Genomic DNA, 25,720 nt, shown 5'->3' with positions numbered 1-25,720 from the left:
GCGGAGCGACAACGAGAATTTCACCGCGCCGCGCCAAACCTTTCGCCCGTGGCCGTGCGTTCTTTGCACTCCCAACCACCTACTGCCCCGTGCCCCGTCCCAAACCCGTCATTTTTGGTCTCTACGGCTGGTCGCCCGACTACGGCTTCCGCTACATTCACCCCGCCAACCGCCGCGCCTTCGAGCTGCTCGAACCCGTGGGCAAGCTCTTCGAAAAAATTGCCGAAGACGAAGAAGGCGAGTGGATTACCATTCGCTACGACGAGCAGCAGTTCCTCGTGCGGCCCGAGCTGTTTAAGGAAATCTACCACAAGCCCCGCTTCAGCTTCGGCGATGCCGTGGAGGAAGTGACGCCCCAGCCCGGCCAGTACCGCCACTTCGGGCACGTTTCCGACGTGTTCTGGAACGATGCCACCGATACGGCCACCTATCAGATTGTGGAGCGCAAGCGCAAGCTGCCCTACGTGTTTCGGGCCGATGAGCTGCGGGCCGACTGAGCAGCCCGACTGGCTGTGCCTTCTTCCTTAACTACTTCTGAAAAAACGCCACTCCATGGCTCTGCCCCGCCCCATCCCCAATTCCTACTGGGCCACCCCGCTGCTGCTGGCCTGCGAATACCCCGGCGACCGCACCGATGCCGCCGCCACGCTCAAGATTGACGCGCTGCTGGCCGCCGGCATCCGCGACTTCTACGACCTGACCGAAGCCAAAGAGCTGCGGCCCTACGAGGCCCTGCTGCAGCAGCGGGCCGCCCACTTCGGCCTCGGGCCGGAGGCAGTGCGCTACCGCCGTTTTTCGTGGCGCGACATGGGCGTGCCCACCCCCGGGCAGCTGGCTGAGGTGCTGGCCGCCCTGGCCGAAAGTGCCGCCGCCCAGCGCCCGGCCGCCGTGCACTGCTGGGGCGGCATTGGGCGCACCGGCACCGTGGTGGGCTGCTACCTGCAGCAGGCCCTCGGCCTGAGCGGCGAAGAAGCCCTGGCCCGCATTGCCCACGAGTGGCAAACGGTGGCCAAGGTAGACCGCTACCCGACCTCGCCTCAAACGGCCGACCAGTTTGCCTTTGTGCGGCAGTACCGGGCAGGTTAGCGGCCCGCCTACACCCCCAGCCCGATGGCCGCCACCACGCCTACCACGCCCAGCCCCAGCAGCAGCGCATACAGCGGCCCCACAAACTTCAGCCACTGGTCGAACCGGATGCCGCAGATGGCCAGAATGGCCAGCAGCGAGCCGTTGGTGGGCGTAATCAGCTCGCACAGCCCGGCCGCGTACTGAAAGCACAGCACCACCACCTGGCGCGAGAGCCCAATAATATCGGCCAGCGGGGCAAACAGCGGCATGGTGAGCGTGGCCTGCCCGCTCACGCTGGGCACGGGCAGGTGCAGGGCCGTTTGCACCACCATCATGCCCAGGGCTGAGAACACCACCGGCAGCTGCGCCAGCGGAGCCGACAGCCCCTGCACGATGGTATCGACGATGTGGCCCTGCTCCAGCACCACGAAAATGGCCCGCGCAAACCCAATCAGCAGGGCCGAAAAGGCAATGTCGCGGAAGCCCGTCACGAAGCCCTCGGCCGTGCCCGACAGGCCCAGGCCGCCCAGCAGCCCCGCGCCCACGCCCAACACGAAGAACAGCGCCCCCATCTGGTCGAAATCCCAGCCCAGCGCTACCACGCCGTAGCCGAAAATGCTGAAGCACACCAGCAGCAGCAGCAGCACCAGGCCGTGCCGGCCCGCGCCCCGGGCATCGGCCGCCGCTTCTTCCGCGGCAATGTCCGGGGCCACGCGGTGGCGGATGGCATAGCGCATGGTGCCCGCAATCCAGAGCCCCACGGCCGGCAGCAGCAGCGCCAGCCGGAACCCGCCGGCCGAGAGCAGCGGCAGCTGCGCCAGCTTCTGGGCAATGCCCACCTGAAACGGGTTTATCGGGCTAAACGCCGCGCCCACAATGGCCGCCCCCAGGCTGGCCGCCACCGCCGTCAGCACCGGGTAGCCCAGCCGGCGCATCAGCACCAGCAGCACCGGAATGAGGGGCACGATTTCTTCGCCCATGTTTTCCAGCGCCCCCATGGTGGCGAAAAGGATGCTGACCACGGGTATCACGAGCACCTCGCGGCCGTGGGCGCGGGCCAGCAGCCAGTCTACGCCGTGGCGCAGGGCGCCGGTCTGGTCGAGCACGGTGAAGGCCCCGCCGGCCAGGAAAATCAGGAAGATGACGCCCGCCGCGTCGGCCATGCCCTTGGGGATGTCCACCAGCATATCGAGCGGGCCCACGGGCGTGGCCGGCACGCGCTGGTAGGAGCCGGGCACCACCACCTCGCGGCCGGTGGCCTCGTTTTTCTGGCGGGCAAACTGGCCGGCCGGCAGCACGTAGCTCAGCGCCGCCGCCAATAAGATAAAGCCCACCAGCAGCACCAGCGGGTGGGGAAAACGGAAAGAATTCATTGTCAGGAGTAGGTAATCCGGGAACAAAAGAACGTCAGGCGGAGCTTGTCGAAGCAGCGCTACCGGAGAAGTAAGTCAATTACTCCGGCAATAGCGCTGCTTCGGCTGCGCTCCGCCTGACGTTCTTTTGTGCTTTAGTTCCGTTTCCTCTGCATGACCATCACCGCCTTCAAAGCCCTGCACCAGTGCCGCCAGACCGAGCATCTTGCCCGGCACGGCACCCGCCTGGCCGAGCGCCAGGAAGACAGCTTCGACCTGACGCTGTATGCCGTGGAAGGCTTTTATGCCGAAACCTGGCGCAGCCGGGGCGAGGAGCACATCCTCTTCATCCACGTTTTTCAGAAGCCCACCGGGCTGGGCGACTACCTGCGGCTGGTGAAGCTGCCGGAGCTGGGGTAGGGGCTCGCCCCCGCCCGCTGTTGAACGGCATCGTCGAACCGGCGCGAATGACGCCCGGGCCGGCCCTTATTCCCCCGGCCGGTCCACGTCCACGAGCTGGTCCTTGTTCTGCATGATTTGCAGCTCAAACTGCGTCATGGAGAAAGGCTCTTTGCCGTACTTCTCGGGCGAGTTGAGCTCGGTGAGGGGGTGGCGGTTGTCGATTTCGTACTCGTTGGCCACCAGCTCCACGGTGTTGCCTTTGGCGCTCAGCACCTTCAGCAGCGAGTATTTGGTGCTGTCGCCGGGCGAGCGCACGGTGTAGATGTCGCCGGCGCGGGGCGCGGCCAGGTAGGCCTTGTTGGCGCGGGCATCGCGGCTGCTGGCCAGCACGGCCACCACAATGCCCACCGCAATCAGGGCCAGGCCCGACCAGTGCCACCACGGGGCGCGGATTTGCTTTTTGAGGTCGGCCACGGCGGGCTGCAGCGGGGCGGGCGTGGCCTTGGCGTCCCAGGCCTGTTGGCAGTGGGTGCACTGCACCACGCTGGGCTTGCTGTAGGGAAAAAGCGGAATCCAGTAGATGTGGGCGTAGCGGCTGAACACGCTCAGCTGGAGGCTGTTGAAGGTGCCGCAGGCCGGGCAGGTCGCGCCCGGCAGCGGGACGGTGCGCACGAGGGCACCGTTGGTTCCGTAAAAAATCATGAATAGGAGATGGGCGTGCCGGCGGCGCTGTGGAAAAGAGAAGCGCTAAAGTTAAGCGCAGGGCAGGCGTACAACCTGCGCTGTGGCGCCCTGGGCAGGCATCGGCATTCGTTGCGGGGCGGGCAAACTAATCGGCCGTGCTACCTTGCCCGGCATGAAACGCCTCCTGCCGCTCGTTTTCGCCGTGCTCAAGTTCGCGTCCGGCTACTTCCTCATCAGCCCGGCCTACGAGCTGCACCGCGACGAATACCTCTACCTCAACCAGGGCCGGCACCTGGCCTGGGGCTACTTCGAAGTGCCGCCGCTCATTGCCGCGCAGGGCTGGGCGAGCCTGGCGCTGGGCGGCGGGACGTTCTGGGTGAAGTTCTGGCCGTTTCTGTGGGGCGCGGCCACGCTCTACCTCGTGATGCGGCTGGCGCAGCGGCTGGGCGGCGGCGGGCTGGCCACGGCGCTGGCGGGCACCTGCTACCTGAGCACGGCCTATGCCCGGCTCAACCTGCTGTTCCAGCCCAACTCGTTCGAGGTGTTCGGCTTCGTGTTCTGCCTGTATTGGCTGGTGCGGTATTTTCAGGAGGAAAAGCCCCGCTTGCTGTACCTGCTGGGTTTGGGCCTGGGACTGGGCTTGCTCAATAAATACTCCACCCTGTTTTTCATCGCGGCGCTGGGCGGCGCGCTGCTGCTCACGCCCTGGCGGCGCCTGCTGCTGAGCCGGCATTTCTGGGGGGCGGCCGGGCTGGGGCTGCTGGTGTGGGCGCCCAATCTGGCCTGGCAAATTGGCCACGGCATTCCGTTTCGGCACCACATGGCGCTGCTGCACGACAGCCAACTGGTCAACGTGTCGGCCCTCGATTTCTGGAAGCCGCAGCTGCTGATGTGCTTCACGGCGCTGTGGGTGTGGGTGCCGGGGCTGCTGGCGCTGCTGCTGGGGCGGGCGTTCCGGCCGTACCGGGCAGTGGGCTGGGTGGCGGTGCTGGGCGTGGGGCTGCTGTTCGCGCTGCACGGCAAGGACTATTACGCCCTGGGCTACTATCCGGTGCTGTTCAGCTTCGGGGCCGTGTGGTGGGACGCGCGTATCAAGCGTTTGGGAATGCGCGAAGGCGCGGCGCGGCGCCACGCGGCATGGAAAACCGTCCTTCCGCCCGTATTAGTGGCGCTGCCCATCCTGCTCATGCTGCCGCTGCTGCCGTTCATCTACCCGCTGCGGAGCCCGGCCGGCATGGCCGCCCTGCGCTCCCGATACGAAAGCCTGGGCCTCTACCGCTGGGAAGACGGCCAAAACCACGCCCTGCCGCAGGACTACGCCGACATGCGCGGCTGGCGCGAGCTGGCCGACCACACCTGGGCCGCCTACCAGGCCCTGCCCGATTCGGTGCGCGCACACACCCTCATTCACTGCGCCAACTACGGCCAGGCCAGCGCCCTCAACTACTTCAACCGCCACCGGCCCATGCCGCCGGCCAACAGCCTCAACGGCAGCTACCTGTTCTGGTATCCTGCCCGGCAGCTGCAGCAGTACCGGGCCGTCCTCATCATCGACGACGAATGGCACCCCGAGCTGGCCCCGCATTTTGCCGAGTACCGCCGCTTCGCCAGCATCACCGATGCGTATGCCCGCGAGCGGGGCACAACCGTCATCGTCGGCCTGCGGCCCGATGCCGCCGTGCAGGCCCGGCTATTATCGGAGTGGCAGAAAGAGCTGGCCGCCTGGCAGGGCGGCGGCTGGTGAGTAGCTAGTGCCGGGTAAGCAACGGTTATGCCGAGCGGGGCAAATTCTCAAACCCAAACTCCGCCACGCTCGCCCACGGCCCGCCCCGGTATTCCCACAGGTGCAGCCCCGTGCCCACGGCCTCGAACGGCGCGAAGCCGGCCTGCATGTCGGCCAGCAGCTGGTGGGCGGTGGCCGGGTCCACTTTGTTTTGAATGGTGACGTGGGGCTGGAGCTTCTGCTGGTCCTGGGGCGTGAGGTGCGGCGCGAAGGCGGCCTGCAGCTGGCGGTGCAGCGCCCGCAGCTCCGCGTTTTCCAGCGCGAAGGCCACGCCCCGGCCCAGGGAGCGCAGGCCCGTGACCTGCAGCATGAGCGGCGGCCGGGCGGCCGTCAGTTTCTGCAAGGTTGCGCTGATGCCGGCCAGCTCATGGCCGGGCAGGTGATGGAAAAGCGTGAGATGAGCAGCCAGGTAGTTGATTTTGGGCGGAAAATGCTGCTGGCGCAGGCCGTTGAAATACGTTTGGGTGGCCTCGTCCAATGCCAGGGTGAGGATGAGCGGAGCGGCTTCAGTAAACGGCATTATAAAGCGGAAAGCGGTGGATTTGTCGTTACGAAATCTGCCCGCCATCCGCCGGATGTGGCGCGGCAACGGCGTAATTTGCCGGCCCACTTTGCCAGCCGCCGCATGTCGCACACCGCCCCGTATTCGCTCCTCATTCAGCACGCCGCGCAGGTGCTCACCCTGGCCGGCGGCCCCCCCGACCGCCCCCTGGCCGGCCCCGACCTGGCCGGCTGGGCCATCATCGAGCGCGGCTACGTGGCCTGCCTCGACGATAAAATTGTGGCCGTGGGCCCGATGGACGCGCTGGACCTGGCCCGCATCGGCCCCGATACCCGCCTGCTGGACGCCACCGGCTGCGTGGTGATGCCCGGCCTGGTGGAGTGCCACACCCACCTCGTGTTCGGCGGCAACCGCGCCCACGAGTTCGAGCGCAAGCTGCGCGGCGAAAGCTACCTCGACATCCTGGCCAGCGGCGGCGGCATCCTGAGCACCGTGCGCGCCACCCGCGCCGCCTCGGAGGCCGAATTGCTGGACAATGCGCTGCACCACCTGGCGGGCTTCCGGGCCTACGGCGTAACCACCGTGGAGGCCAAAAGCGGCTACGGCCTCGACCGCGACACCGAGCTGCGGCTGGTGCGCGTGGCCCGCCAGGCCGGCCGGCAGCAGCCGGTGCGGGTGGTGCCCACCTTTCTGGGCGCCCACGTGGTGCCGCCCGAGTTCAGGGAAGCCGGCCCGCAGGCGTATGTGGACTTCATCCTGCGCGAGGTGCTGTCGGACCTGAAAGGGGAGGCGGCGTACGTGGACATTTTCTGCGAGCAGGGCGCGTTTCCGCTCGACGTATCGCGTTATTACCTGGAGCAGGCCCACAAGATGGGCTTCGGCCTGAAAATCCACGCCGAGCAGCTGCACGACCTGGGCGGCTGCGAGATGGCCGCCGCGCTGGGCGCCACCAGCGTCGACCACTGCGACTACCTCACGCCCGCTGCCGCCGCCCGCATCGCGCAGCAAACCCAGGGGCAAACCGTGGCCGTGTTGCTGCCGCTGGTGCCGCTGTTCCTGCGGCAGACCCAATACGCGCCCGGCCGCGCCTTCATCGACAACGGCCTGCCCGTGGCCCTGAGCACCGATTTCAACCCCGGCTCGTGCCCCAGCAAAAACCTGTGGCTGGCGCTGTCGGTGGCCTGCCTCAAAATGGGGTTCACGCCCAAGGAAGCTGTGGCCGCTGCCACCCTCAACGCCGCCTGGGCCATCGGCCACGCCGCCGACTGCGGCAGCCTGGTCCCCGGCAAGCGCGCCGACGTGCTGGTGCTGAACGTGGGCAGCGTGGCCGAAATCCCGTACTGGCTGGGCGAAAACCCGGTGCGCGACGTCGTCATCGGCGGGCAGTAGCCTGCATAACGAAATACAGAAAAAAGCCCTTCCGAAGCTTCGGAAGGGCTTTTCGTTTTCAGTGGAAAAGGAAGGGCAGGGCGGTTAGAGCTGGCGGATGCGCTGGATGATGTCGGCGGCGCTGAGGGCTTGCAGGGTGGGGGTGACAATGGTGCTGGCGGCCGTGTTGAAGCGCTGGGTGCCGTAGTAAAGCTGGCCGTTGTTCTCCTGCAGTACCACCGCCACAACGTCGGCACCGGAGGGCAGGCTAGCCAGCCAGAAGGTGGCCGATGCCGCCGATTGGAAGCCGCGGGCCAGGCCATTGTAGCCCACCGGGCGGAAGTACACCCGTGTGGTGATGCCGGCGGCAACGGGCACGGCTACCCCAACACTGACGGTTGGATTGTTGCGGTAAGCGCTCCAGAACTGGTCGATGTTCCAGTTGCCAATCGAGTCGAGCGGAATGGCCACCGAATAGTAGGGCGTGGTCGCCGTCGCCGGACTGGTAGTAGTGTTCACCCGGATTGGGTTACTGCCATTGGCGGCATTGGGGGTGAAGACCTGTAGCCAGCCCGACGAATCGGCCGGCGTGCCCGCCAGCGGACTGGCCGGCTGCTTCCAGAGGTACATGCGGGTGGTATCGAGGCCGGCGGTGGGCACGGGCGAGGTAAGCGTGAGGCGGTTGACGACGCCCGTGGGCGAAACCGGCGACATGCGCAGGCGCGTGCTGCCCTGCCACACCTGAATGGTGAACTCGCCGCCCGACACCAGCATCTGCCGCGATACCTGGGCCGTGGTCGGCATATCGGCCAGCATCATGTCGGCCACCGAATAAATCTCGCGCACCCGCAGCTCGGCCTGGCCGGTGGCCACGTTGCCGTTGGGCAGCACAAACGCATTCGGCCCAAACGCAACCCTGGCTCCTTGGGCTGTAGGGAGGCTCAGGGCCTGGCTGAGGTCGAAAGTGTAGCGCTGAAACGGTGTATATAGCCGCAAAGCAGCAAACGAGTTGGTGGCGGCAGCCGCCGGCGTCAGGCAGACCACTTCATCGTCTTTGCGGCAGGCCAGCAGCGAAACAGCGGCTAATAGGAAAAGGCAATACTTTTTCACGAAGCACAGATATGGAATGAAGGAAATATTGACCAGAATATCAGCGCAGGCCGCGTGAGACGCCCAGCAGCAGCCCCCCGCCAAACGGGTAGCGGGCATCGAAGCCCGACCCCGCCCGCGTGAGCGACGTGAAGCCGTAGGTGGCCTGGGGCTGGGCCAGCAGCTCCCACAGGCTGGCGGCCGGGCCCAGGCGGTAGCGCACATCCAGCCCCAGGCTGAGGGCCAGGCTCAGCGCCCGGTAGGGGCTGCCCGTCGGGTACCAGGTGCGGGTGGTGCAGGCGCAGGCCGTGCCTTCGGAGGTGGTGCCGCCCAAGTACACGCCCAGCTCTGCCCCGGCCAGCAGGGCCGTGCGCCACCGCCCGTGCCCAATGCCCAGGGCATAGCTGGCCTGCACCGGCACGGTGAGGTAGTTGTAGGTGTCGCGCCGATGAATCGTGCTTGCCTGAGCCGAGTCGTTGAGCAGGCTGACACCGTTAGCCAGCAGATAGTTGGGGTTGGTGGTTTGGTAAAGCCTGATTGCCAGCGCCGAAGCATACTGGCGGTAGCCCAGGCCGCCGGCCAGCGCCCAGCGGCCATTCAGCGTGCGCCGAAACTGTATCTGGCCACTGGGAGCCAGGGCCGGCCGCTCCAGCTCTACGATGGTGGATTGCGCGTATTGATACTGACCGGGACTGGTGGTGACGGGGGTGAGGGGATACGCCGGCACAGCGCTCCCCAGCTGCCGGTAGGTGAGGGCCGGGCCGGCCAGCACCTGCACCGACCAGCGCGGCAGCGGGGTAGCCGCGGGTTTGGTGGGCACAGTAGCGGTCGGCTGGAGCTGTGCCCGGACGGGGCCGGCGGGCAGCTCCAGCGCCACGGCCCGGGCTTGCAGCTGCGCCAGGGTTTGCGTGGGCTGCGCGGCGGCGGCGGCGGCGGCAGCATCTGTGTCTGTGGTTGGGTGGGTGACGATTGAAGTGCTGGCCATTGGCTTTACGGCAGCTGCTGCGGCAGATTGGCCGGCAGGAACCTGCGCAGTGGCCGGGTGAGCCACTGCGGCGCGGCCTTCAGCCCCTGCCAAAATGTGACGCTTGCCCGACTGCCCGGCCAGCAAGCTGGCTGCGGCTGCCGCCGACTGTGCCCGTCGGCCGGCCCATGTGCCGGAAGGACTGTTGGCTCCCGCCAATGCCGCCGAAGTGGCGGCGGCACCCTGTTTTTCGGGCGAGCTTACGGCTACGCCGCGTCCCGCTGCACTTTTGCGAAATGCCTGCGCGGCCCGGCCTGCCGCCGTGCCCGAAGAAGTGACCGCCGCGATGCCGGTGGCGGCCTCACCCGGCAAGTGCTTCCGGGGGCGGGCCGCCATTGGCTTCGCGCCAGTTACCAGCGTGCCGCCACCTGCCGCGGGCAGTACCGGCGTTGCTTTTGCCGCTTTGGCAACCAGCGAGGCCGCTACAGTGCCGTCTGGCCGGCCGGCCGGGGTTTTGCCGGTTTTCTCACCGTCGAGCTCCCGGCTATTGACGGCTGAAGTAACCGCTCCGGCCGCTGCGCCGGCCGCCGCTGCGCCCGGGCGCAGCCCGGCAGCGGGCAGGGGAGTCGTAGAAGCAGCCGGCGCGGCAGAAGGAGAATTATTGGGGCGGTGGCTGGTCGGCGGCGTTGACGTTGCGGTAAGCAGAGGGGTTTTGGCGGCTTCGCCGCCCAGCTGCTGGCCCTGCCACCAGCGCCAGCCCAATCCGCTGCCCGTTATCAGCAACAGCAGCAGCGCCACCACCGCTGCCCGCCGCCGCCGCCGGAGCTGCGGCGCGGCTACCGGCGGCGGCAGCTGCGCCCTGATGCCGGCCCACAGCGGCGCGGGCGGCTCCTGGCCGTAGTCGGCCAGCCGGTCGCGCAGGGCATCGTATAAGTCGTCGGGTTCGCGTTCGGTCATGGCAATTGGGGGTGGTGTTGGGCCGCCAGGCGGGTTTCGAGCAGCCGGCGGGCCCGGGCCAGCTGCGATTTGCTGGTGCCCTCGGCAATGCCCAGCAGCTCAGCTATTTCCTGGTGCGAGTAGCCTTCCACGGCGTAGAGGTTGAGCACCGTGCGGTAGCCGGGCGGCAGCGTGGCCAGCAGGGCCAGCAGGTCGGCCGTGGCCAGGTGGTCGAGGGCCGAGGGCTCGGCGGTGGGCAGGTCGGCGGCCAGCTCGTCGAGGGCATCGCCGGCGGGGCCGGGGTGGCGCAGGCGGTGCTGCTCCAGGGCGTGCAAGGAGGTGGTGACGGCAATGCGCCGCGCCCAGGCCTCAAACGGCCCCTGCCCCCGGTACTGGTCGAGGCGGGTGAAAATTTTTACGAACGTGTTTTGCAGGGCGTCCTCGGCGTCGTCCCGGCTGGGGCAATAGCGCAGGCACACGCCCATCAGGTTGTAAGAAAGCTTGTGATAGAGTTGGTACTGCGCCGCCGATTCGCCCCGCCGGCACGCAGCCAGCAGTGCCTCATCAACCAGGGTAATGGGTGGCGGCATGCAGTGGAAAATAGGAGTGAAGGCAAGCGGTACCGGCCCGCCTTATGCCCCCTTGACCGGCCGGCGGCCGGCGGGGTTGCGCGGGGCAGAAAATATTTCTGAAAATACTGCCTGCCGCCCGATAGTTTCTGAATCTTCGGGCTTTAGCCTCTCCGAATTAGCCGCTTTCGGCGTTACTTGCCGGCCCATTTTTCCCCTTTCCACACCCGATGAAAAAGCTACTACTGCTGCTATTGATTTCCAGCGCCGGCGTTGCCGCTGCCCAACCCGCGGCCACGCCCGCCCAGCGCGATGTGGTGAAAGAAGGCATCAGGCTCTACGACGCCGGCCGGTACGACGAGGCCGTGGCCAAGTACCAGCAGGTGCTGGCCGCTACCCCCGGTGAGCCCTTCGCCCTCAGCGAGCTGGCCCTGACCTACAATGCCATGGGCCGCAACAAAGAGGCCGTCGACATCTGCGAGAAGCTGCTGAAAGCCGACCCCGATTCCGACGAAAGCGTGTACGTGACCTACGGCAACAGCCTCGATGCCCTCAAGAAAACCAAAGATGCCTACCACGCCTACGAAACCGGCCTGAAGCACCATCCCAATTCGGCCTCGCTCTACTTCAACCTGGGCGTGGCGCAGGCTACCAGCGGCCAGACGCCGGCCAGCGTCGGCAGCTTTCAGCAGTCTGTGGCCCTCAGCCCCGACTATGCCAGCGCGCACATGAGCCTGGGCGTGATGCAGCTGGCCAGCCACGCCCGCGTGCCGGCCGTGCTGGCCCTGGCCCGGTTTCTGGTGCTGGAGCCGCGCGGCCCCCGCGCCGCCCAGCGCCTGCCGCTGCTCGACAAAGCCATGATGCAGGGCGTGTCGAAAACGGGCGACAAGGCCGTGCAAATCAATCTTTCCGAAGACGTGTTCAAGGGCCGCAACGGCAAAAAAAGCGGCCCCGACAATTTTGGGCCCGCCGAGTTGCTGCTGTCGATTTCCGGCGCGCAGGCCCTGTCGCCGGAAAACAAGCAGGCGACGGAGATGGAGCGGTTCAGCAAGCAGTTTGGCTCGCTGTGCAAAACCCTCGGCGAGCTCAGTGGCAAGCAGGAGGGCTTTGCCTGGAATTACTACGTGCCCTATTTTGCCGAGCTGGAAAAGAAGGGCTTCGTGCCGGCCTTTACCTACCTCGCGCACGCCTCCCAAACCGATGTGCCCGAGGTGCAGCAGTGGCTGGCGGCTCATCCCAACGAGGTGGCCGTGTTCCAGGAATGGTCGAAAAACTACGTGTGGCCGAAGGCGCTGAAGTAATTCCCGAAAGCCCGCCGAAAGAGTTGAAAAGTGTCAGCTACAAACCGGAGAAACCGCGAAATGATAAACGATGGCGAATTGCTGCTGCGCAGGACCGAAGCGGCTGATTTGGAACACTTCTTTGCGTTTCAGCTCGACCAGGAAGCCAACCACCTGGCCGCTTTCACGGCCAAAGACCCGGCCGATAAAACCGCATATCTGGCGAAATACACCAGCTTTCTGACCGACCCGACCATCAATATGCAGACCATCGTCGTGGGAGGCATTGTTGCCGGCAGCATCGCCAAATTTGAAATAGCCGGGGAGGCCGGAATTACTTATTGGATTGATAAAAAATACTGGGGCAAAGGCGTTGCCACGAAAGCCCTTGCAGCCTTCCTGAAAACCGAAACGGCCCGGCCCATTTTTGGCCACACGGCCTTCGATAACGTTGGCTCACAGCGCGTTTTGGAGAAATGCGGCTTTGTGAAAATTGGGGCAGATAAAGGCTTTGCCAATGCGCGGCAGGCAGAAATAGCGGAATTTATTTTCAGGCTGGCTCAGTAAGCCGGCGCCTGCATTCCGCCAGCTGACACCGCCGCCCCGCAATTCGCCCGGGCCGGCTATTTCGACGGCGCTTTCTTCTTGCCGGTGCTGGCGTTCAGCCGCTCCGGGTTGTCGGCCAGGAATTTGCCCCAGCTTTTGCCGCCGCTCACGCCGGCGTTGTTGCCCTTCTGGTAGTGGTGGCACATGGCCACCGACAGCGCATCCGTGGCGTCCAGAAACTTGCTGGCCTCGGCCACGGGCGGCAGCGTAAGCGTCTGGCGCAGCATGTGGGCCACTTGCTCCTTGGTGGCCGAGCCCGAGCCCGTGACGGACTGCTTCACCTTGGTGGGCGCGTACTCCACGTAGGGAATCTGGCGGCTGAGGGCGGCGGCAATGGCCACGCCCTGGGCCCGGCCCAGCTTGAGCATGCTCTGCACGTTCACGCCAAAAAACGGGGCCTCGATGGCCAGCTCATCGGGCAGGTACTCGTCGATGAGCTCCAGCATGCGGTCGAAAATCCGCTTTAGCTTTACGGCGTGATTCGACCCCAGCGCCTTCATGTTTATCACGTCGTAGCACAGCACTTCCACGCGCTGGCCGCGCACCTCAATCAGGGCGTAGCCCATAATCTGGGTGCCGGGGTCGACGCCCATGATGATTTTGGGCAGCAAATCCGGAGCGGGAGCGGGGCGGGGGCGAAGGGGAGCGGGCACGATGGGAGCGGAGAGCGGGAAGAGGGTAGCGGGCTTCCCCCACAAAGTTACGACCCGGGCCCGCCGCCAGGCGTTCCGGAGGCCCCGCCGCCCCCGCGCCGCTTTAAGCGGCTGGTGTTCTGGGGCAAGATTGGGGTGACGCTGCTTACGCTGGGCCTGCTCTACAATTCCATCTTTGCCGCGCCCGACACGGCGGCGGCCTGGCGCACCCTGCTCGGCACCACGCTGGGCGGGGCCGGGCGCGGACCGGTGCTGCTGGCCCTGGCCCTGGTGCCCCTCAACTGGGGCCTGGAAGCCTGGAAGTGGTACCGCCTGGCCCGGCACCTCGAGCCCGTCACGTTTGGGCGCAGCTTGCGGGCGGTGCTGGTGGGCCTCACGCTGGGCTTCGCCACCCCCAACCGCGTGGGCGACTACGCCGGCCGCATCATCGAGCTGAAAAGCCGGCGGGTAAGTGCGCTGGGGGCCGTTTTTCTGGGGCGCTACTGCCAGCTGGTGGCCACGGTGCTGGCGGGCCTGGCGGGCCTGCTCTACTTTGTGCTCACGTTTTACCTGCAAGGCTACCCAGCGGCCGGGCTGGGCGTGGTGGCCTCGGCGGTGCTGCTGAGCGTGCTGGTGCTGGTGCCCCTCTACCGCTCGCGGCTGCTGCTGGCGGCGCTGGGCGTGTGGCGGCCGCTGCGGCGGTTCCGGCCGGCGCTGGCCATCATGCCCACGTATCCGGCGCGGGCGCTGCACGCGGTGCTGGTGCTTTCGGGGCTGCGCTACGCGGTGTTTTGCGCGCAGTTTATGCTGCTGCTGCAGGCGTATGGCGTGGGCGGGCCGCTGGGGCCGGGGCTGGCGGCGGTGGCGGGCACGTTTTTGCTGAAGTCGCTGGTGCCCTCGCTCAACGCCCTGGCCGATGTGGGCGTGCGGGAGCTCTCGGCCACGCACCTGTTTGGCCTGCTGGGCCAGCCGGCGCTGCCGGTGCTCTCGGCCAGCCTGAGCCTGTGGGTCATCAACATTGCCCTGCCCAGCGCCGCCGGCCTGCTGCTGGTGCCCGGGCTGCGCGTGCTGCGCGAAAAGCGCGCCGGCCGATGACCGGCGCGGCAATCGGGTTGCTGGCCCTGCCCGTGGCCTACGCGGCCGTGATGGCCTGGCTGCGCGGCGGCTGGACCGCGTTGCGTAATGAGGAATTAGGAATGAGGAATGAAGCATTGACGACTGATAATTCCTCATTCCTCATTCCTCATTCTTCATTAAAATTTTCCGTCCTCATTGCCGCCCGCAACGAGGCCGAAGCCCTGCCTCAGCTCCTGCGCGACCTCCGGGCCCAGACCCTGCCCGCCGCCCGGTTCGAAGTCCTCATTGCCGACGACCACTCCGCCGATGCCACCGCCGCGCTGGTGGCCGCCGCTGCCCGCGAAACCGGTTTCGCCCTGCGCCTGATTGAGCTGCCCGCCGCGCAAACCGGCAAGAAAGCGGCCCTGCAAGCCGCCTTGCAGGCTGCCCGCGCCCCCTGGCTGGTGTGCACCGATGCCGACTGCCGCCTCGGCCCCGGCTGGCTGGCGGCTTATGCGCGGTTGATTGCGCAACAGCCGCAGGCCAGCTTCATCAGTGGCCCGGTGCTGCTCACCGGGCCCGCTTCCGCCTTCGCTGCGCTCATGGGGCTGGAATTTGCTGGCCTGGTCGGCGTGGGCGGCGCCTGCCTGGCCCGGCAGCAGCCCACCATGTGCAACGGGGCCAACCTGGCCTACCGCCGCACGGCCTTCGATGCCGTGGGCGGCTACCTCGACAACGACCACCTGGCCAGCGGCGACGACGAGTTTCTGCTCCACAAAATCCACGCGGCCTTTCCCGGCACCGCGCATTTCCTGGCCGATGGCGCGGCCATTGCCCGCACCGCCGCGCCCCCTACGCTGCGGGCGCTGCTGCGGCAGCGGGTGCGCTGGGCCAGCAAGTGGCGGCACTACCAGGGCGGCCCCTCGCGCTACCTGGCGCTGCTGGTGCTGGGCGCCAACGTGGCCCTGGCCGCCGGAGCCGTCGCGGCAGTGGCGTGGCCTGGGCTTTGGCCCGGGGTGCTGGCGGCGTGGGCCCTCAAGCTGGGGGCCGATGCGTGGTTTTTAAGTCCTGTGCTTGGGTTTTTGGGCCGGCGCAGGTGGCTGTGGGGCCTCGTGCCGCTGCAGCTGCTGTATGCGCCGTATGCGCTGGCCGTGGGCCTGGCGGGCCTGCGCGGCGGCTACGAGTGGAAGGGCCGGACGGTGCGGTAGCGGCAGGCGGCTGCCCGGTGCCGCTATATGAGCAGTTCAGGCCCTGGGGTCGTCGCCGACGTATTCCAGAATGTCGCCTGGCTGGCAATCCAGGGCTTTGCAGATGGCCTCTAAGGTGCTAAACCGAATGGCTTTCGCCTTTCCGGTCTTCAGGATAGAAAGGTTGGATAAGGTCAAATTGACTTTTTCAGAAAGCTCATTCAGAGAAATTTTTCGCTTTGCCATTACCACGTCTAGGTTTACAATGATGGGCATGGCGTTAGATGGTTAAATCATTTTCTGATTTCAGGTCGATGGCGTTCTGCACTATTTTTTCAAAGATGGCCGCCGCCGTTGCGAAGACGATGGCAACAAATGTCGTCATCATGCAAAGGGCGAGGAAGCCCGCCGGGTCGTCTTCTTTGTTGTGAAACAACCGGATGTACACCCCCGCCAGCACAATGAGGGCGCCGAGGCCGAATGCGCAATACTTGATGCTTTTCAGCGCATTCACGGAAGCGGCGGAGAAGACCCGGTTCTGGCCGATGTAGCCGAGCAGCCGGAAAGCCTTGTACAGCGCCACAAAAAAAGCAATCGACGCCGCGTATCCATACAGAATGAACGGGTCGGCATAGATGCTTGCCACATCCAGGCGGGCGGCCCGCCCCTCGGTGAGGGGAAGCCGAATCAGCAAGGCAAGCACCACCAGGCCGATAAGCACGACGACTGCTTGCAGAAAGACGATAGAACCCTTTTTCATGACGGCGTGATGAACTTGATAGGTAGCACAAATGTATCAGCTATTTATTGATAAGCAATAAATTTTATTCCTTTAACAAGGAATTACAATTGATAGTCGATAGGCCGCTTTGGGCCGAATGCAGCTGCCTTACGGCCCGGCAATGTCTTTTCCCACTAAGCAGCGCGCTTATTATTTCGGGCGGGTAAGGCCGATAATGACGCCAAAATCCCCATCCGTCTGCATCCAGCCGGCCGCCGGGGCGTAGGTGCGCGACACAAACCCGTCGAGGTAGAGCGCTTGCCGGCAGCCGGCTTGCCGGAAGTACTCGGCGAAATCGTAGAAATTGATTTTGCGGCGCGACATGGCCAGCAGCACGCGGCCATCGGGCAAAATGCCTACCCCGTTGCGCACTTGCCGATTGGCCGAGCCGGGCTGAAAGGCCGGGTGAATCCGGCCGTCGATAAGCAGCATGGGGCCCGATTGCGTGGCGTAGGCCACGCGGCCATTGCTGCGAAAATCCTCCGTGCGGCAGATGTGCGCCGTGTTGGCCGTCGTGGTGTAAAAAACGCCGTTGGGCTTCAGGTAAAAGTTGCCCGTGCCGCTGGCCGTGTCCAGCGGGGCTAAGCAGTTGTGCTGCGCAATGAACAGCCCCTGCGGCGAATAGCGCGGCGTAAACATGCCGCCGTTCATGGCAAAGACAAGCGTTTGCTCACGGGCTGCCAGCCAGCGCCGCAGGCTGCCCAGGCTGCCGAAACGGCGGTGCTGCTCGTCCTGCCAATAGAGCCGGAGGCGCACCCGGCGCAGGTCGGCCGTGTAGCTCACCATTGCCGGGGGCGGGCTGGCCGGGCGTACCCCCAGCCCCATGATAAACAGCAGCGCTGCGCAACAAAGAACAGCTAACGGGGCGTGGGGCTTGCTCATGCGGCGCTAAAATAGGCGCGGCAGGCGCAAGCGCTCCAGCTGGTCAGTCGCTCAGCCCACTTGCGTAAAGCGGCCCCACAGCGCATCGGCCCGGTTAAACACCGTGGGCGCGGTTTCCTGAATGGCATCGTGAAACCTGGCATCGTTGCCCGAGCTGCAGTGAATCACCTTTTTCATCTGCCCGTTATCCACTTCCGAAACAATGCCGACGTGGCCAATCTTGGCCCCCGCGCCATACACCACAATGCAGCCCGGCTCCGGCACCCGCAGCTTCTCAAAGATGCCGGCCGAGCTGTTCACGTCGGCCTCCATCGAATCGGTGAATATCCAGCCGCCGAATTTCTGGTAAAAGGGCAGGGTGGTGTTGCGGGACAGGCCCAGCACCCAGCACACAAACCCGCTGCAGTCGCACAGGTGGTCGGCCGTGGGCAGGGGCGCGGCCGGGTTGGTGCCGCCAAACCCCAGCTTGTAGCGAATTCCTTTGTTGACGGCCGACCGGGCCCGGGCCAGCAGGGCGCTGACTTTTACCGTGTTGACGGTGATGGCGGTAGCCGGCACATCGTCGGTGTTGGGAATGCGGATGAGCTGGCCGATGAAGATGCTGTCGACGTTTTTGATGTCTTTGTTGAAAGCCAGCAGCAGCTCCAGCGGAATTTTCTTCCGTTGCGCGATTTTCGCCAGCGTATCTCCTTTTTTTACCTTGTAGAACATGGGGGCTTGGGGTTTGGGCGTGAGAAAGAACGCAGGAGCGCCGCCGCGCCGGCTGGCAGCTGCCCGAAATACTGGCTGGTGCGCTACGGCTTGGGGCGAAGTCCCGCGCGGCGATGAATAGCAAGTAATACTATAAAGCATAAATATATGATTTATTGATTAAAAAGCTAATCCTTCTTTCTCCGGCTTACATTTGCTCAAACTCCGCACGCCTCTTTTTCCCGTGACTGACCCCGAATTCGACCTGCTCGACGAGCTCTATTTCGTCACCCCATTCCGCACCCTGCTCCAGAAAACCGGCCTGCCCGCCGCCGAGCTTGAGGAGCAGCTGCGCGCCCTCTTAGAGCAGGGCCTCGTCCGCAGCTACTGGCCCGACCCCGACACCGAACTGGCCTACGAAACCACCAGCTTCGGCGCCATTGCCCGCGATGCCTCCTACCTGGCTTCGAAGGAAGGCCTGCTGCAACACAACACCCGCTGAGCGTGGCAGCCCCGGCCGTACCGGCAGCACCCGCCCGCGCCGCAGCGGCAGCCCGCCCGCCGGGCTACTACGTGCGCCAGCGCCTGTGGCAAAACCGGCCCGCCGTGGCCGGGCTGGCGTTCATTGTCCTGTGCTCGGTGATAGCGCTGCTGGGCTACTGGGTGCTGCCCGACAACTCGCCCAACGCCAACCACGGCTTCGTGCAGCTGCAAAAGCAGCCGCCGGGCCTGCGGGTTGAGTTTCTGCGCCGGCCCTTGCCCGATTCTTCGCACAAGGCGGCGAATTTTCTCAGCACCTGGCTCACGGGCAAGGCGCCGGAGTTCGAGGAAACGCCCATTGCTACGGGTAGTTTCGGCATGATGAAAGCTGACTCAGTCGCCTTCCGTCCCTGGACTGCTTCTGATGCTTCGCCTGCTGCCGAGCAACGGGTTTCCGACGAACACGTCGAGTTTTCGAAACAAAATACCCGCACTTACTGGCTGGGCACCGACAAAGCCGGCCGCGACGAGCTGAGCCGCCTGCTGCTGGGCACGCGCATCTCGCTGGGCATCGGGCTGGTGGCGGTGCTCATTTCGCTGGTGCTGGGCATGGCCGTGGGTGCGGTGGCCGGCTATTTTGGTGGCTGGGTCGATTCGCTTCTGCTGGGCCTGATGACGGTGGTGTGGAGCATTCCGGGCATCATGCTGGTCATTGCCATTTCGCTGGCGCTCGACAGCAAAGGCGTGTGGGTGAGCTTCGTAGCCGTGGGCCTCACCATGTGGGTGGACGTGGCCCGCGTGGTGCGCGGCCAGATGCTGAGCCTGCGCGCGGCCACCTTCGTGGAGGCCGGGCGGGTGCTGGGGCTGCCCACCTGGCGGCTCATTGCCCGGCACCTGCTGCCCAACATGCGCGGGCCGCTCATTGTGCTGGCCACCAGCAATTTCGCCTCGGCCATTCTGCTCGAAGCGGGCCTGAGCTTTCTGGGCCTGGGGGTGCAGCCGCCCGCGCCCAGCTGGGGCCTCATGGTGAAGGAAGGCTACGACCTGCTGGGCACCCAGGCCGGGCTGTGGCTCACGCTGCTGCCGGGCACCGCCATTTCGCTGCTGGTGCTAAGCTTCAACTTGCTGGGCAACGGCCTGCGCGATGCCTACGACCCCAAAACGCCCGTGGCAGTGTAAGTTTGTAGTCCCGCGCGGGTTCTGTATTCGTTTTCGTTGTTTTACGCTTCCCTATGGCCGCTGCTCCTTCCTCTTCTGCGCAATCTGCTGCCGACCTTGCCACTGCCCAGCTGGCGGCGCAAAACGAGCAGCTGAAATTGCTGAAACGGCAGCTGCAGCTCAAGCAGTTCGAGCTCGATACGGTGCTTGGCGTGGCCCACGACATGACGGCCCGCGACCACTCCGTGGACGAGCTCTACCACATGCTGCGCCTCACCCTGCAGGGCCAGCGCAACGTGGTGAAGCTGGTGCTCTTCGTGAAGGAGGGCAATGATTTCCGGGTGCGCCTGTGCCTGGGCTGCGACCTGGGCACGGCCGAAAAGCTGCGCCTTTCGCCCCACCTGCTCGAAGGCGGCGTGACCCAGCCCCAGGCCGTGGAAGACCTGCTCCTGGGCCCCGACTGGGACCCCTACGAGCTGGTGCTGCCCATCATGCGGCAGCGCAAGGTGGCCGCCTACGTGTTTGTGGGCGGCCTGCGCAACGACTACGACCGCCAGCAGCTCATTCCCTTCCTCAGCTCGCTGGCCAACACGCTGATTGGGGCCGTGGAAAACCGCCGCCTGCAGGCCCAGCGCGTGGCCGATGCCGCCGTGCGCAAGGAAATCGAAATTGCCCAGGAGGTGCAGGCCATGCTGTTTCCCCGCACCCTGCCCAACGACCGGGACCTGGCCATTGAGCGCACCTACGTGCCGCACACCGAAATCGGCGGCGACTACTACGACGTGGTCGAAATCGATGCCGACCGCCTGCTGCTGTGCGTGGCCGACGTGAGCGGCAAGGGCGTGCCGGCCTCGCTGCTCATGTCGAACTTCCAGGCCGGGCTGCGCACGCTGCTGCGCCAGGGCGTGGCGCTGGCCACCATCGTGCCCGAGCTCAACCACTTACTGTTCCGCAACTCGGGCGGCGAGAAGTTTATCACGGCCTTTTTCGGCATCTACAACCGGCGCACCCGCTGCCTGCAGTTCGTGAATGCCGGCCACAACGACCCGCTGCTGCTGGCCGACAACGGCACCGTAACGCCCCTCAAGGATGGTACCGTCATGCTCGGCATCATGGAGGAGCTGCCCTTGCTGCGGGTGGGCGAAATTGCCATTCCGCCGCACTCGCTGCTGCTGCTCTACACCGATGGCCTGACCGAGGTATTTGACCAGCACAACAACGAGTTTGGCGAAGACGGCGTGCTGCACGTGCTGCATCGCAACCGCTACCTGCCGCTGCCCCGGCTGCACCAGGAGCTGCTGCGCAGCATCAACGCCTTCAGCGCCCACGACGCGCAGTTTGCCGACGATGTGACCATTCTGAGCTGCCGGTTTAAGTAGGCAGGACGATGCAGCCAGCCACGCTGATAGCGAAAATAGACCACACCCTCGTGTCAGCCTTCGATGAGTTGAACGGGTGGTTTGCTGCGCCGGCTGCTTTGCGAGCCTATCGGCCGGAACGTGGTGGCTGGACCATCGACGAGATTCTGGAGCATGTGACGCTTACGAATCATTACCTGCTCATTCTCATTGAGAAAGGAGCGACGAAGGCCCTCAAGAACCTTGGCAACCTGGATTTGGCGACGGAGCTGGCAAGCTACCATTTCGAGCAGAATAAACTCGACCAGATAGGCCGGCACCGCGCTTTCCCCTGGATTCGGCCCGAACACATGGAGCCGAAAGGAGCGCGAGCCAGTGCGGAAGTTGCCACCGCTTTGCAGCAGCAGCTGCACCAATGCCAAAGGGTTCTGGCGCGTTTGCCCAACGGCGAAGGGGTGCTGTACCGCACTACCATGACCGTCAATGCCCTCGGCAAAATTGACGTGTATGAGCTGGTGTACTTCCTGGCCAAACACGCCGAGCGTCACGTAACCCAGATTCAGCAAGCAGCAGCCGAATACCGGCAGCAAGGCGCTTAGGCTGCCAGCGTGTCATCGCCGGCGGCCAGCCAGGAATTGGCGCGCACCAGCAGCGCCAGGCAGATGAAAAAGACCGGGCCAATCTTGTCCACTTCCACCAGCTCGTTGAGGGTGAGGTGAAACGCGATGACGACCAGCGAAAGCACCGCCGCCAGCACCACGCGCCGCACCTCCGGCCGCTGCTGCGAGCGGTGGTAGAGGCTTTCGCCCGTGAGCATGGCGGTGGCAATGAGCGTGAGAAACAGCACGAAGCCCGGAATGCCCTGCTCGGCCAGCTGGAGCAGCACGTAGTTGTGGGTGGTCGATTTCTCGGGGTTGTCGCTCACGTAGGTGCGGAAGCTCTTCACCGTGTAGCGCTTATACTCGGGGTAGAAGGTGGCGGCCCCGCTGCCTACCAGGGGTTTGTCGCCAATCATGCGGGCGGCGGCCACCCAGCGGTACACCCGCTCCATGCCCGACACGTCCTGCATCTTGTAGGTAGCCTCAAGGTGTTTCTCGAAGTTCTTGCCGTTGAACACCGTGCGCTCGTAGTTGGGGGCGTATTCCATGTACCGGTCGCCGGTCACCACGTACACCACGCCCAGCGTCACGCTCACGGCAATGGCCAGCAGCACCACCCGCGTCAGGCGCAGGCGCACCACCCAGTAAAACAGCCCCGCGATGGGCAGCGACAGGATGGAGGCCCGGGTGAACGAGGTGAGCAGCCCAAACAGCAAAATGCCCAGCCCGATGCGCCAGGCCAGCCGCGCCGTCGCGCTCTGCGTGGCCCGGATGGCATACCACACAAACGGCACCAGCAGCGCCAGCATGGTGGCGTAGATGACGTGGTTGCGGAAAAACGGGTGCAGCGCCCAGTTGATTTTGGCAAAGCTGAAGCCCTCCGTGGCGTGGCGGCTGGCCACGTACAGCACCGCCAGGCAGGAGGCCGTGGTGTAGAGCGCCACAAAGCGCCAGGTGTCTTTCGGCTTTTGCACGATGAGCAGCGTGCCCAGCACAAACGGCGTGATGTACCAGAACTTGGCCAGCAGGTACTTGAACGACTTGACGGCATCGACCGAGAAAAAGATGTCGACAGCCGTCCAGAGCAGCATCAGGGCCAGGATAACCAGCAGCGGGTGCAGCCATTCGCGCTGCGGCAGCCGGCCGGTGCCCAGCATCAGCGCAATGCCCACGCAGGCCGTGAGCACCAGCATGAGCGGCTCGGAAGGCACGTCCATGCTCAGGCCGCCAAACAGGCTGATTTCCTGGCTGAAAGGCAACAGAAAGAACAGCGTGTAGTAAATCCAGCGCCACTCCACCAGCGCCACCAGCACGCCCACGGCCAGGCAGGCGGGCAGCAGCAGCGCCGGCATCTCGGCCAGGGCAGCAGCCGCGCCGCCCAGCAGCAGCAGCCCCACAAAGCCAATGAAAAGCAGCTGAGGTCCATCCAAGGACCGCAGCTGCTGGCCCAGTCGCTGGTTCACGGGCGGGTTCACGCGGGGCGCACGGCAGAAGGCCGGTTGTGGCGATACAGCTCCAACAGGGCAATGAACACAATGGACAGCGCGAAGGTGAACAGCACCGAGCCGGCCACGATGAGCCAGCGCACGGGCTTGAACTTCTTGGTGGCCGGGTAAGCCTTCTGCACCAGGTACAAGCTCGAAATGCGGCCTTTAATGCTCAGCTCGGCTGTTTCATAGGCGGAGCGGGCTCCAATCAGTCGCCCTTGCAGGTCGGCCACGCGGGTCGTGAACATAGAGAGCGAGTCGGCGCCGCGCACGTAGCTTTCCAGGTTCACGAGGTTGCCGCCATCGGCCCGGGTCAGGCCGCGCAGGCTACGCTTGAGGCCGGCCACATCGCCGCCGCTGGCTTCGGCCTTGCGCAGCGCGGCTTCGGTTTCGATGAGCTGCTTCACCATGTAGCGGCCCTGCTGCTCCAGCCCGAAGATGCCGTAGCGGTGGCGGGCGCCCACCAGCTCGCGGCGGCTGCGCTCGTAGCTGGTGCTCAGGTACTGGTAGCGCTGGCGGTAGAGGTCGAGCACCTGGCGGCGGTTTTCCAGGGTCAGCTGCTGGTTCACCGAGTCAATAATCTGCACCAGGGCATTGGCTACCCGGGCGGCCATGTTCTTGTCCTTGTCGCTGAAAGTCAGTTCGATGGCGTCCCGCTCGTTGTGCACAATGCTCAGGTTGCCCGTAAATTCGCTCAGCACGAAGTTATCGGTGGCATCATCGCCCGGCTTGCCGGCCTTGTAGTGCTTGTAGAGGTTGAACTTCTTGATAACCAGCTCGGCCACCGGCTGCGATTCGCCGATGGTGATGGCACGGTCCAGGTCTTCGGGGCGGCCGCTCAGCTCCAGCTTGCCGCCGTCCACCAGGCGGTCGGGGTCGGTGGTTTGGGGGTTGGTGGGAATGAAGATGGCCGTGGAGCGGTACACGTTGGGCAGCATCAGGGCCACCACAATGCTGACGATGGCTGCCAGAATCACGGCTCCGGCCACGAAGTATTTCCAGCGGTTGATAATGGGCCCCAGGCCCACCAGCGAGAAAGAAGGAGTTGACATAGAAACGAAAAGGGCTGCCGGTTCTCCGCTTCCGAATTGAAAGGCGCACGAAGCGGGAAGAGGGCAGGCAAAGATAGCCGGAAAATGCCCCGGCGTGGTAATTGCTACGCCTGCCCCGGCCCGGTGCGTAGCTTTGCGCCTCCCAACGCCCGGCGCGGGGATTTATTTTGGCTCTAGCTCTTTCGTCCCTATCAAACGGTTTTTCGGCAATATCAGCTTCGTCGTCCTGCTCAACCTGCTGGTGAAACCCGGCTGGGTGGTGGTCGAAAACCTGGTGCAGGACCAGCTGGGGCACGCCACGTTTGGCCTCATCACGGCGCTTTCGGCGCTGGCCATGGTGGTGGCCGCCATCTCCGACCTGGGCCTCACGCCCTACGCCGTGCAGCGCGTAGCCGCCGAGCCCAGCTTCATGGCCGAAACCTTTCCCACGCTGCTGCCCCTGCGCGGAGCGCTGAATTTTGTGGCCCTGGCCGCCATGCTGGCGGTGGGCTACGCGGTGGGCTACCGGGGCCCCGAGTTGCTGCTGCTGCTGGCCTTGGCCGCGGCGCTGCTGCTGGCGCAGTACGGCCAGTTTTTGCGCGGCACTCTGCAGGCCCACCAGAAGTTCAACACCGATGCCGTGCTCTCGGTGGTGGAGAAGTTTCTGCTGCTCGGGGCGGTGCTGGTGCTCATTCCGGTGGGCCTCACGCTGCCGCGCTACGTGGGCGTGCGGCTGGGCGCGGCGGCGTTCACCACGGTGCTCCTCTACGGGCTGATGACGCGCTTTTTTGGCCGCGTGAAATACCGCTGGCGCGCCCCGGTGGCCCGCACGGCCCTGCGCGCCAGCCTGCCGTTTGCCCTCATGACCTTGCTCTACGGCGTGAACGAGCGCATCGACATGCTGATGCTTGAGCGCCTGGCCTCGCCCACCGAGGCGGGTTACTACGCGGGGGCCTACCGCTGGGTCGATGCCGTGATGATGTACGCCTGGACCGTGCTGCCCCTGTTTTTTGCCAAGTTTGCCAGCGTGCCGAAGGATGCCGGCGCCCAGCGCCAGCTGCTGCGGTTCGGGCAGCGGGTGGTCACGCTGCCGCTGCTGTTTATTGTGGCGTTTGTGCTGTTTCGGGGCGAGGTCGTGTTCTGGCAGTTTCGCCACAGCAGCCCGGCCGAGGTAGCGCGCATGACCTTCTGCCTCAAGATATTGTTTGCCAACGTGCTGGTGCACGCCTTCTTCGCCATCTACAGCACCCTGCTCACCAGCACCACCCACGAGCGGGCCGTGAGCTGGCTGGTGGCCGGCAGCATCGTGCTAAACATTGGCCTGAACCTGGTTTTCCTGCCCCGGTTCGGGGCCGTGGCCGCCTCGGTCGATACGCTGATTTGTGCGGCGGCCGTGTCGGTGGGCTACCTCGTGCTGGTGGCGCGGCGCACGGGCGTGGGCGTGCCCTTCCGGCTGCTGGCGCGGCTGCTGCTGGCGTTTGGGCTGCTGTGCGGCGGGTGGTTTGGCCTGCAATACGGCCTGTACCTGCGCTGGTGGCTGGAGGCCGGCATCATGGCGGCAGTGTTTGGGCTGATTGTGCTCGGCACGGGCTTGGTGCGCCGGAGCGAGATTAGCCAGCTTATTCCCGGCAAAGGGAAGTAAAAACGCATTAACTAGGAAGTGTTAACAGTCACGCAACCAAAGGACGGTTGCGGCCAAGTGAATAAAGGCCAAAAAATGCGCATCCAATTTGTCATACCGGGTGGCCACCCGCCGAAACTGCTTGAGGCGGCTGA

Annotated in this window: 27 protein-coding genes and 1 pseudogene; 14 read left to right on the top strand and 14 right to left on the bottom strand. The window is 65.1% G+C overall.

The window, feature by feature from the left end:
• Window positions 1–89 precede the first annotated feature (89 nt).
• Complete coding sequence (locus ACYVHT_RS21395; RefSeq protein ID WP_460557077.1) at window positions 90–497, top strand: DUF6960 family protein; 408 nt, start codon at window positions 90–92, stop codon at window positions 495–497.
• A gap of 55 nt (window positions 498–552) precedes the next feature.
• The gene (locus ACYVHT_RS21390; RefSeq protein ID WP_460557075.1) at window positions 553–1,086 is read left to right on the top strand and encodes a protein-tyrosine phosphatase family protein; all 534 of its coding nucleotides are present in this window, start codon (window positions 553–555) and stop codon (window positions 1,084–1,086) included.
• Between the two features lie 8 nt (window positions 1,087–1,094).
• Here ACYVHT_RS21390 and ACYVHT_RS21385 read toward each other — a convergent pair whose 3' ends face one another.
• Entirely contained in the window at window positions 1,095–2,441 is a 1,347-nt protein-coding gene (locus ACYVHT_RS21385) for a YfcC family protein (protein ID WP_460557073.1), read from the bottom strand.
• A 153-nt stretch (window positions 2,442–2,594) separates the two neighbouring features.
• On the opposite strand from ACYVHT_RS21385, the gene ACYVHT_RS21380 reads away from it, so the two are divergent.
• The gene (locus ACYVHT_RS21380; protein WP_460557070.1) at window positions 2,595–2,840 is read left to right on the top strand and encodes a hypothetical protein; all 246 of its coding nucleotides are present in this window, start codon (window positions 2,595–2,597) and stop codon (window positions 2,838–2,840) included.
• A 66-nt stretch (window positions 2,841–2,906) separates the two neighbouring features.
• On the opposite strand, the gene ACYVHT_RS21375 is transcribed toward ACYVHT_RS21380, so the two are convergent.
• Window positions 2,907–3,524, bottom strand: a complete 618-nt coding sequence (locus tag ACYVHT_RS21375) for a zinc ribbon domain-containing protein (protein WP_460557068.1) — start codon at window positions 3,522–3,524, stop codon at window positions 2,907–2,909.
• Between the two features lie 154 nt (window positions 3,525–3,678).
• Here ACYVHT_RS21375 and ACYVHT_RS21370 point away from each other — a divergent pair, with 154 nt between their 5' ends.
• Window positions 3,679–5,250 (top strand): glycosyltransferase family protein, encoded by a 1,572-nt coding sequence (locus ACYVHT_RS21370; RefSeq protein ID WP_460557065.1) that lies wholly within the window; start codon window positions 3,679–3,681, stop codon window positions 5,248–5,250.
• Window positions 5,251–5,275: 25 nt separating this feature from the next.
• Here the strand turns inward: ACYVHT_RS21370 and ACYVHT_RS21365 are convergent, their stop codons facing one another.
• Entirely contained in the window at window positions 5,276–5,809 is a 534-nt protein-coding gene (locus ACYVHT_RS21365) for a 2'-5' RNA ligase family protein (RefSeq protein WP_460557062.1), read from the bottom strand.
• Between the two features lie 105 nt (window positions 5,810–5,914).
• Between ACYVHT_RS21365 and hutI the strand changes: the two genes are divergently transcribed.
• Complete coding sequence (hutI, locus tag ACYVHT_RS21360; protein ID WP_460557059.1) at window positions 5,915–7,180, top strand: amidohydrolase family protein; 1,266 nt, start codon at window positions 5,915–5,917, stop codon at window positions 7,178–7,180.
• Window positions 7,181–7,264: 84 nt separating this feature from the next.
• On the opposite strand, the gene ACYVHT_RS21355 is transcribed toward hutI, so the two are convergent.
• From ACYVHT_RS21355 to ACYVHT_RS21345, 3 genes are read right to left on the bottom strand one after another with little or no spacing between them, the layout of a single operon-like run.
• Window positions 7,265–8,269 carry a hypothetical protein gene (locus tag ACYVHT_RS21355; protein WP_460557056.1) on the bottom strand — a complete coding sequence of 335 codons (1,005 nt, stop codon included), beginning with the start codon at window positions 8,267–8,269 and terminating at the stop codon, window positions 7,265–7,267.
• Between the two features lie 40 nt (window positions 8,270–8,309).
• Window positions 8,310–10,169, bottom strand: a complete 1,860-nt coding sequence (locus tag ACYVHT_RS21350) for an outer membrane beta-barrel protein (protein WP_460557053.1) — start codon at window positions 10,167–10,169, stop codon at window positions 8,310–8,312.
• Window positions 10,166–10,738, bottom strand: coding sequence for an RNA polymerase sigma factor (locus ACYVHT_RS21345; protein WP_460557050.1), 573 nt, complete (start codon window positions 10,736–10,738; stop codon window positions 10,166–10,168). The genes ACYVHT_RS21350 and ACYVHT_RS21345 overlap by 4 nt, the downstream gene beginning before the upstream one ends.
• 209 nt (window positions 10,739–10,947) lie before the next feature.
• Between ACYVHT_RS21345 and ACYVHT_RS21340 the strand changes: the two genes are divergently transcribed.
• Both ACYVHT_RS21340 and ACYVHT_RS21335 read left to right on the top strand, forming a co-directional pair.
• Complete coding sequence (locus ACYVHT_RS21340) at window positions 10,948–12,018, top strand: tetratricopeptide repeat protein (RefSeq protein WP_460557047.1); 1,071 nt, start codon at window positions 10,948–10,950, stop codon at window positions 12,016–12,018.
• A gap of 60 nt (window positions 12,019–12,078) precedes the next feature.
• Window positions 12,079–12,564 carry a GNAT family N-acetyltransferase gene (locus ACYVHT_RS21335; protein ID WP_460557044.1) on the top strand — a complete coding sequence of 162 codons (486 nt, stop codon included), beginning with the start codon at window positions 12,079–12,081 and terminating at the stop codon, window positions 12,562–12,564.
• 56 nt (window positions 12,565–12,620) lie between these two features.
• On the opposite strand, the gene ruvC is transcribed toward ACYVHT_RS21335, so the two are convergent.
• Window positions 12,621–13,196 carry a crossover junction endodeoxyribonuclease RuvC gene (gene ruvC / locus ACYVHT_RS21330; RefSeq protein ID WP_460557101.1) on the bottom strand — a complete coding sequence of 192 codons (576 nt, stop codon included), beginning with the start codon at window positions 13,194–13,196 and terminating at the stop codon, window positions 12,621–12,623.
• Window positions 13,197–13,370: 174 nt separating this feature from the next.
• Here ruvC and ACYVHT_RS21325 point away from each other — a divergent pair, with 174 nt between their 5' ends.
• Window positions 13,371–14,330 carry a lysylphosphatidylglycerol synthase domain-containing protein gene (locus ACYVHT_RS21325; RefSeq protein WP_460557041.1) on the top strand — a complete coding sequence of 320 codons (960 nt, stop codon included), beginning with the start codon at window positions 13,371–13,373 and terminating at the stop codon, window positions 14,328–14,330.
• Complete coding sequence (locus tag ACYVHT_RS21320) at window positions 14,327–15,499, top strand: glycosyltransferase family protein (protein WP_460557038.1); 1,173 nt, start codon at window positions 14,327–14,329, stop codon at window positions 15,497–15,499. The genes ACYVHT_RS21325 and ACYVHT_RS21320 overlap by 4 nt, the downstream gene beginning before the upstream one ends.
• 36 nt (window positions 15,500–15,535) lie before the next feature.
• Here the strand turns inward: ACYVHT_RS21320 and ACYVHT_RS21315 are convergent, their stop codons facing one another.
• The 4 genes from ACYVHT_RS21315 to ACYVHT_RS21300 form a co-directional block, all read right to left on the bottom strand.
• Complete coding sequence (locus ACYVHT_RS21315) at window positions 15,536–15,754, bottom strand: helix-turn-helix domain-containing protein (protein WP_460557036.1); 219 nt, start codon at window positions 15,752–15,754, stop codon at window positions 15,536–15,538.
• 4 nt (window positions 15,755–15,758) lie between these two features.
• Window positions 15,759–16,238, bottom strand: coding sequence for a DUF2975 domain-containing protein (locus ACYVHT_RS21310; RefSeq protein ID WP_460557033.1), 480 nt, complete (start codon window positions 16,236–16,238; stop codon window positions 15,759–15,761).
• A 171-nt stretch (window positions 16,239–16,409) separates the two neighbouring features.
• On the bottom strand, window positions 16,410–17,141 hold the full coding sequence (locus ACYVHT_RS21305; protein ID WP_460557030.1) for a phosphodiester glycosidase family protein: 732 nt from the start codon (window positions 17,139–17,141) through the stop codon (window positions 16,410–16,412).
• 51 nt (window positions 17,142–17,192) lie between these two features.
• Window positions 17,193–17,852: a C40 family peptidase gene (locus tag ACYVHT_RS21300; RefSeq protein WP_460557027.1), complete on the bottom strand. Its 660-nt coding sequence runs from the start codon at window positions 17,850–17,852 to the stop codon at window positions 17,193–17,195.
• A gap of 223 nt (window positions 17,853–18,075) precedes the next feature.
• On the opposite strand from ACYVHT_RS21300, the gene ACYVHT_RS21295 reads away from it, so the two are divergent.
• Genes ACYVHT_RS21295 through ACYVHT_RS21280 form a run of 4 tightly spaced genes read left to right on the top strand, consistent with a single transcriptional unit; the run spans window position 18,076 to window position 21,426 of the window.
• Window positions 18,076–18,333, top strand: coding sequence for a hypothetical protein (locus ACYVHT_RS21295; protein ID WP_460557024.1), 258 nt, complete (start codon window positions 18,076–18,078; stop codon window positions 18,331–18,333).
• A 2-nt stretch (window positions 18,334–18,335) separates the two neighbouring features.
• Complete coding sequence (locus ACYVHT_RS21290) at window positions 18,336–19,490, top strand: ABC transporter permease (protein ID WP_460557022.1); 1,155 nt, start codon at window positions 18,336–18,338, stop codon at window positions 19,488–19,490.
• Window positions 19,491–19,543: 53 nt separating this feature from the next.
• Complete coding sequence (locus ACYVHT_RS21285; RefSeq protein WP_460557019.1) at window positions 19,544–20,848, top strand: PP2C family protein-serine/threonine phosphatase; 1,305 nt, start codon at window positions 19,544–19,546, stop codon at window positions 20,846–20,848.
• Window positions 20,849–20,856: 8 nt separating this feature from the next.
• A complete protein-coding gene (locus ACYVHT_RS21280) occupies window positions 20,857–21,426 on the top strand; it encodes a DinB family protein (RefSeq protein ID WP_460557016.1) in 570 nt (189 codons plus the stop codon).
• Here ACYVHT_RS21280 and ACYVHT_RS21275 read toward each other — a convergent pair.
• On the bottom strand, window positions 21,423–22,889 hold the full coding sequence (locus tag ACYVHT_RS21275) for an O-antigen ligase family protein (protein WP_460557013.1): 1,467 nt from the start codon (window positions 22,887–22,889) through the stop codon (window positions 21,423–21,425). The two genes, ACYVHT_RS21280 and ACYVHT_RS21275, sit on opposite strands and share 4 nt — an antisense overlap.
• A gap of 8 nt (window positions 22,890–22,897) precedes the next feature.
• Window positions 22,898–23,965 (bottom strand): GumC domain-containing protein, encoded by a 1,068-nt coding sequence (locus tag ACYVHT_RS21270; protein ID WP_460557010.1) that lies wholly within the window; start codon window positions 23,963–23,965, stop codon window positions 22,898–22,900.
• 133 nt (window positions 23,966–24,098) lie between these two features.
• Between ACYVHT_RS21270 and ACYVHT_RS21265 the strand changes: the two genes are divergently transcribed.
• The gene (locus tag ACYVHT_RS21265) at window positions 24,099–25,586 is read left to right on the top strand and encodes an MATE family efflux transporter (protein ID WP_460557008.1); all 1,488 of its coding nucleotides are present in this window, start codon (window positions 24,099–24,101) and stop codon (window positions 25,584–25,586) included.
• 21 nt (window positions 25,587–25,607) lie between these two features.
• Here ACYVHT_RS21265 and ACYVHT_RS21260 read toward each other — a convergent pair.
• Window positions 25,608–25,720 (bottom strand): annotated as a pseudogene (locus tag ACYVHT_RS21260) (IS5/IS1182 family transposase); the annotation flags it as partial.

This window comes from Hymenobacter daeguensis, assembly GCF_054780555.1.
The sequence above is the reverse complement of the archived record's forward strand: the minus strand, read 5'-3'. Positions and strand labels throughout refer to the sequence as shown.

Coding starts and splice junctions, on each gene's coding strand:
- ACYVHT_RS21385 (WP_460557073.1), bottom strand. CDS start 2,441: ATGAATTCTTTCCGTTTTCCCCACCCGCTGGTGCTGCTGGTGGGCTTT.
- ACYVHT_RS21365 (WP_460557062.1), bottom strand. CDS start 5,809: ATGCCGTTTACTGAAGCCGCTCCGCTCATCCTCACCCTGGCATTGGAC.
- ACYVHT_RS21370 (WP_460557065.1), top strand. CDS start 3,679: ATGAAACGCCTCCTGCCGCTCGTTTTCGCCGTGCTCAAGTTCGCGTCC.
- ACYVHT_RS21335 (WP_460557044.1), top strand. CDS start 12,079: ATGATAAACGATGGCGAATTGCTGCTGCGCAGGACCGAAGCGGCTGAT.
- ruvC (WP_460557101.1), bottom strand. CDS start 13,196: ATGGGCGTCGACCCCGGCACCCAGATTATGGGCTACGCCCTGATTGAG.
- ACYVHT_RS21380 (WP_460557070.1), top strand. CDS start 2,595: ATGACCATCACCGCCTTCAAAGCCCTGCACCAGTGCCGCCAGACCGAG.
- ACYVHT_RS21305 (WP_460557030.1), bottom strand. CDS start 17,141: ATGAGCAAGCCCCACGCCCCGTTAGCTGTTCTTTGTTGCGCAGCGCTG.
- ACYVHT_RS21320 (WP_460557038.1), top strand. CDS start 14,327: ATGACCGGCGCGGCAATCGGGTTGCTGGCCCTGCCCGTGGCCTACGCG.
- ACYVHT_RS21285 (WP_460557019.1), top strand. CDS start 19,544: ATGGCCGCTGCTCCTTCCTCTTCTGCGCAATCTGCTGCCGACCTTGCC.
- ACYVHT_RS21340 (WP_460557047.1), top strand. CDS start 10,948: ATGAAAAAGCTACTACTGCTGCTATTGATTTCCAGCGCCGGCGTTGCC.
- ACYVHT_RS21270 (WP_460557010.1), bottom strand. CDS start 23,965: ATGTCAACTCCTTCTTTCTCGCTGGTGGGCCTGGGGCCCATTATCAAC.
- ACYVHT_RS21315 (WP_460557036.1), bottom strand. CDS start 15,754: ATGCCCATCATTGTAAACCTAGACGTGGTAATGGCAAAGCGAAAAATT.
- hutI (WP_460557059.1), top strand. CDS start 5,915: ATGTCGCACACCGCCCCGTATTCGCTCCTCATTCAGCACGCCGCGCAG.
- ACYVHT_RS21375 (WP_460557068.1), bottom strand. CDS start 3,524: ATGATTTTTTACGGAACCAACGGTGCCCTCGTGCGCACCGTCCCGCTG.
- ACYVHT_RS21310 (WP_460557033.1), bottom strand. CDS start 16,238: ATGAAAAAGGGTTCTATCGTCTTTCTGCAAGCAGTCGTCGTGCTTATC.
- ACYVHT_RS21350 (WP_460557053.1), bottom strand. CDS start 10,169: ATGACCGAACGCGAACCCGACGACTTATACGATGCCCTGCGCGACCGG.
- ACYVHT_RS21300 (WP_460557027.1), bottom strand. CDS start 17,852: ATGTTCTACAAGGTAAAAAAAGGAGATACGCTGGCGAAAATCGCGCAA.
- ACYVHT_RS21280 (WP_460557016.1), top strand. CDS start 20,857: ATGCAGCCAGCCACGCTGATAGCGAAAATAGACCACACCCTCGTGTCA.
- ACYVHT_RS21345 (WP_460557050.1), bottom strand. CDS start 10,738: ATGCCGCCACCCATTACCCTGGTTGATGAGGCACTGCTGGCTGCGTGC.
- ACYVHT_RS21390 (WP_460557075.1), top strand. CDS start 553: ATGGCTCTGCCCCGCCCCATCCCCAATTCCTACTGGGCCACCCCGCTG.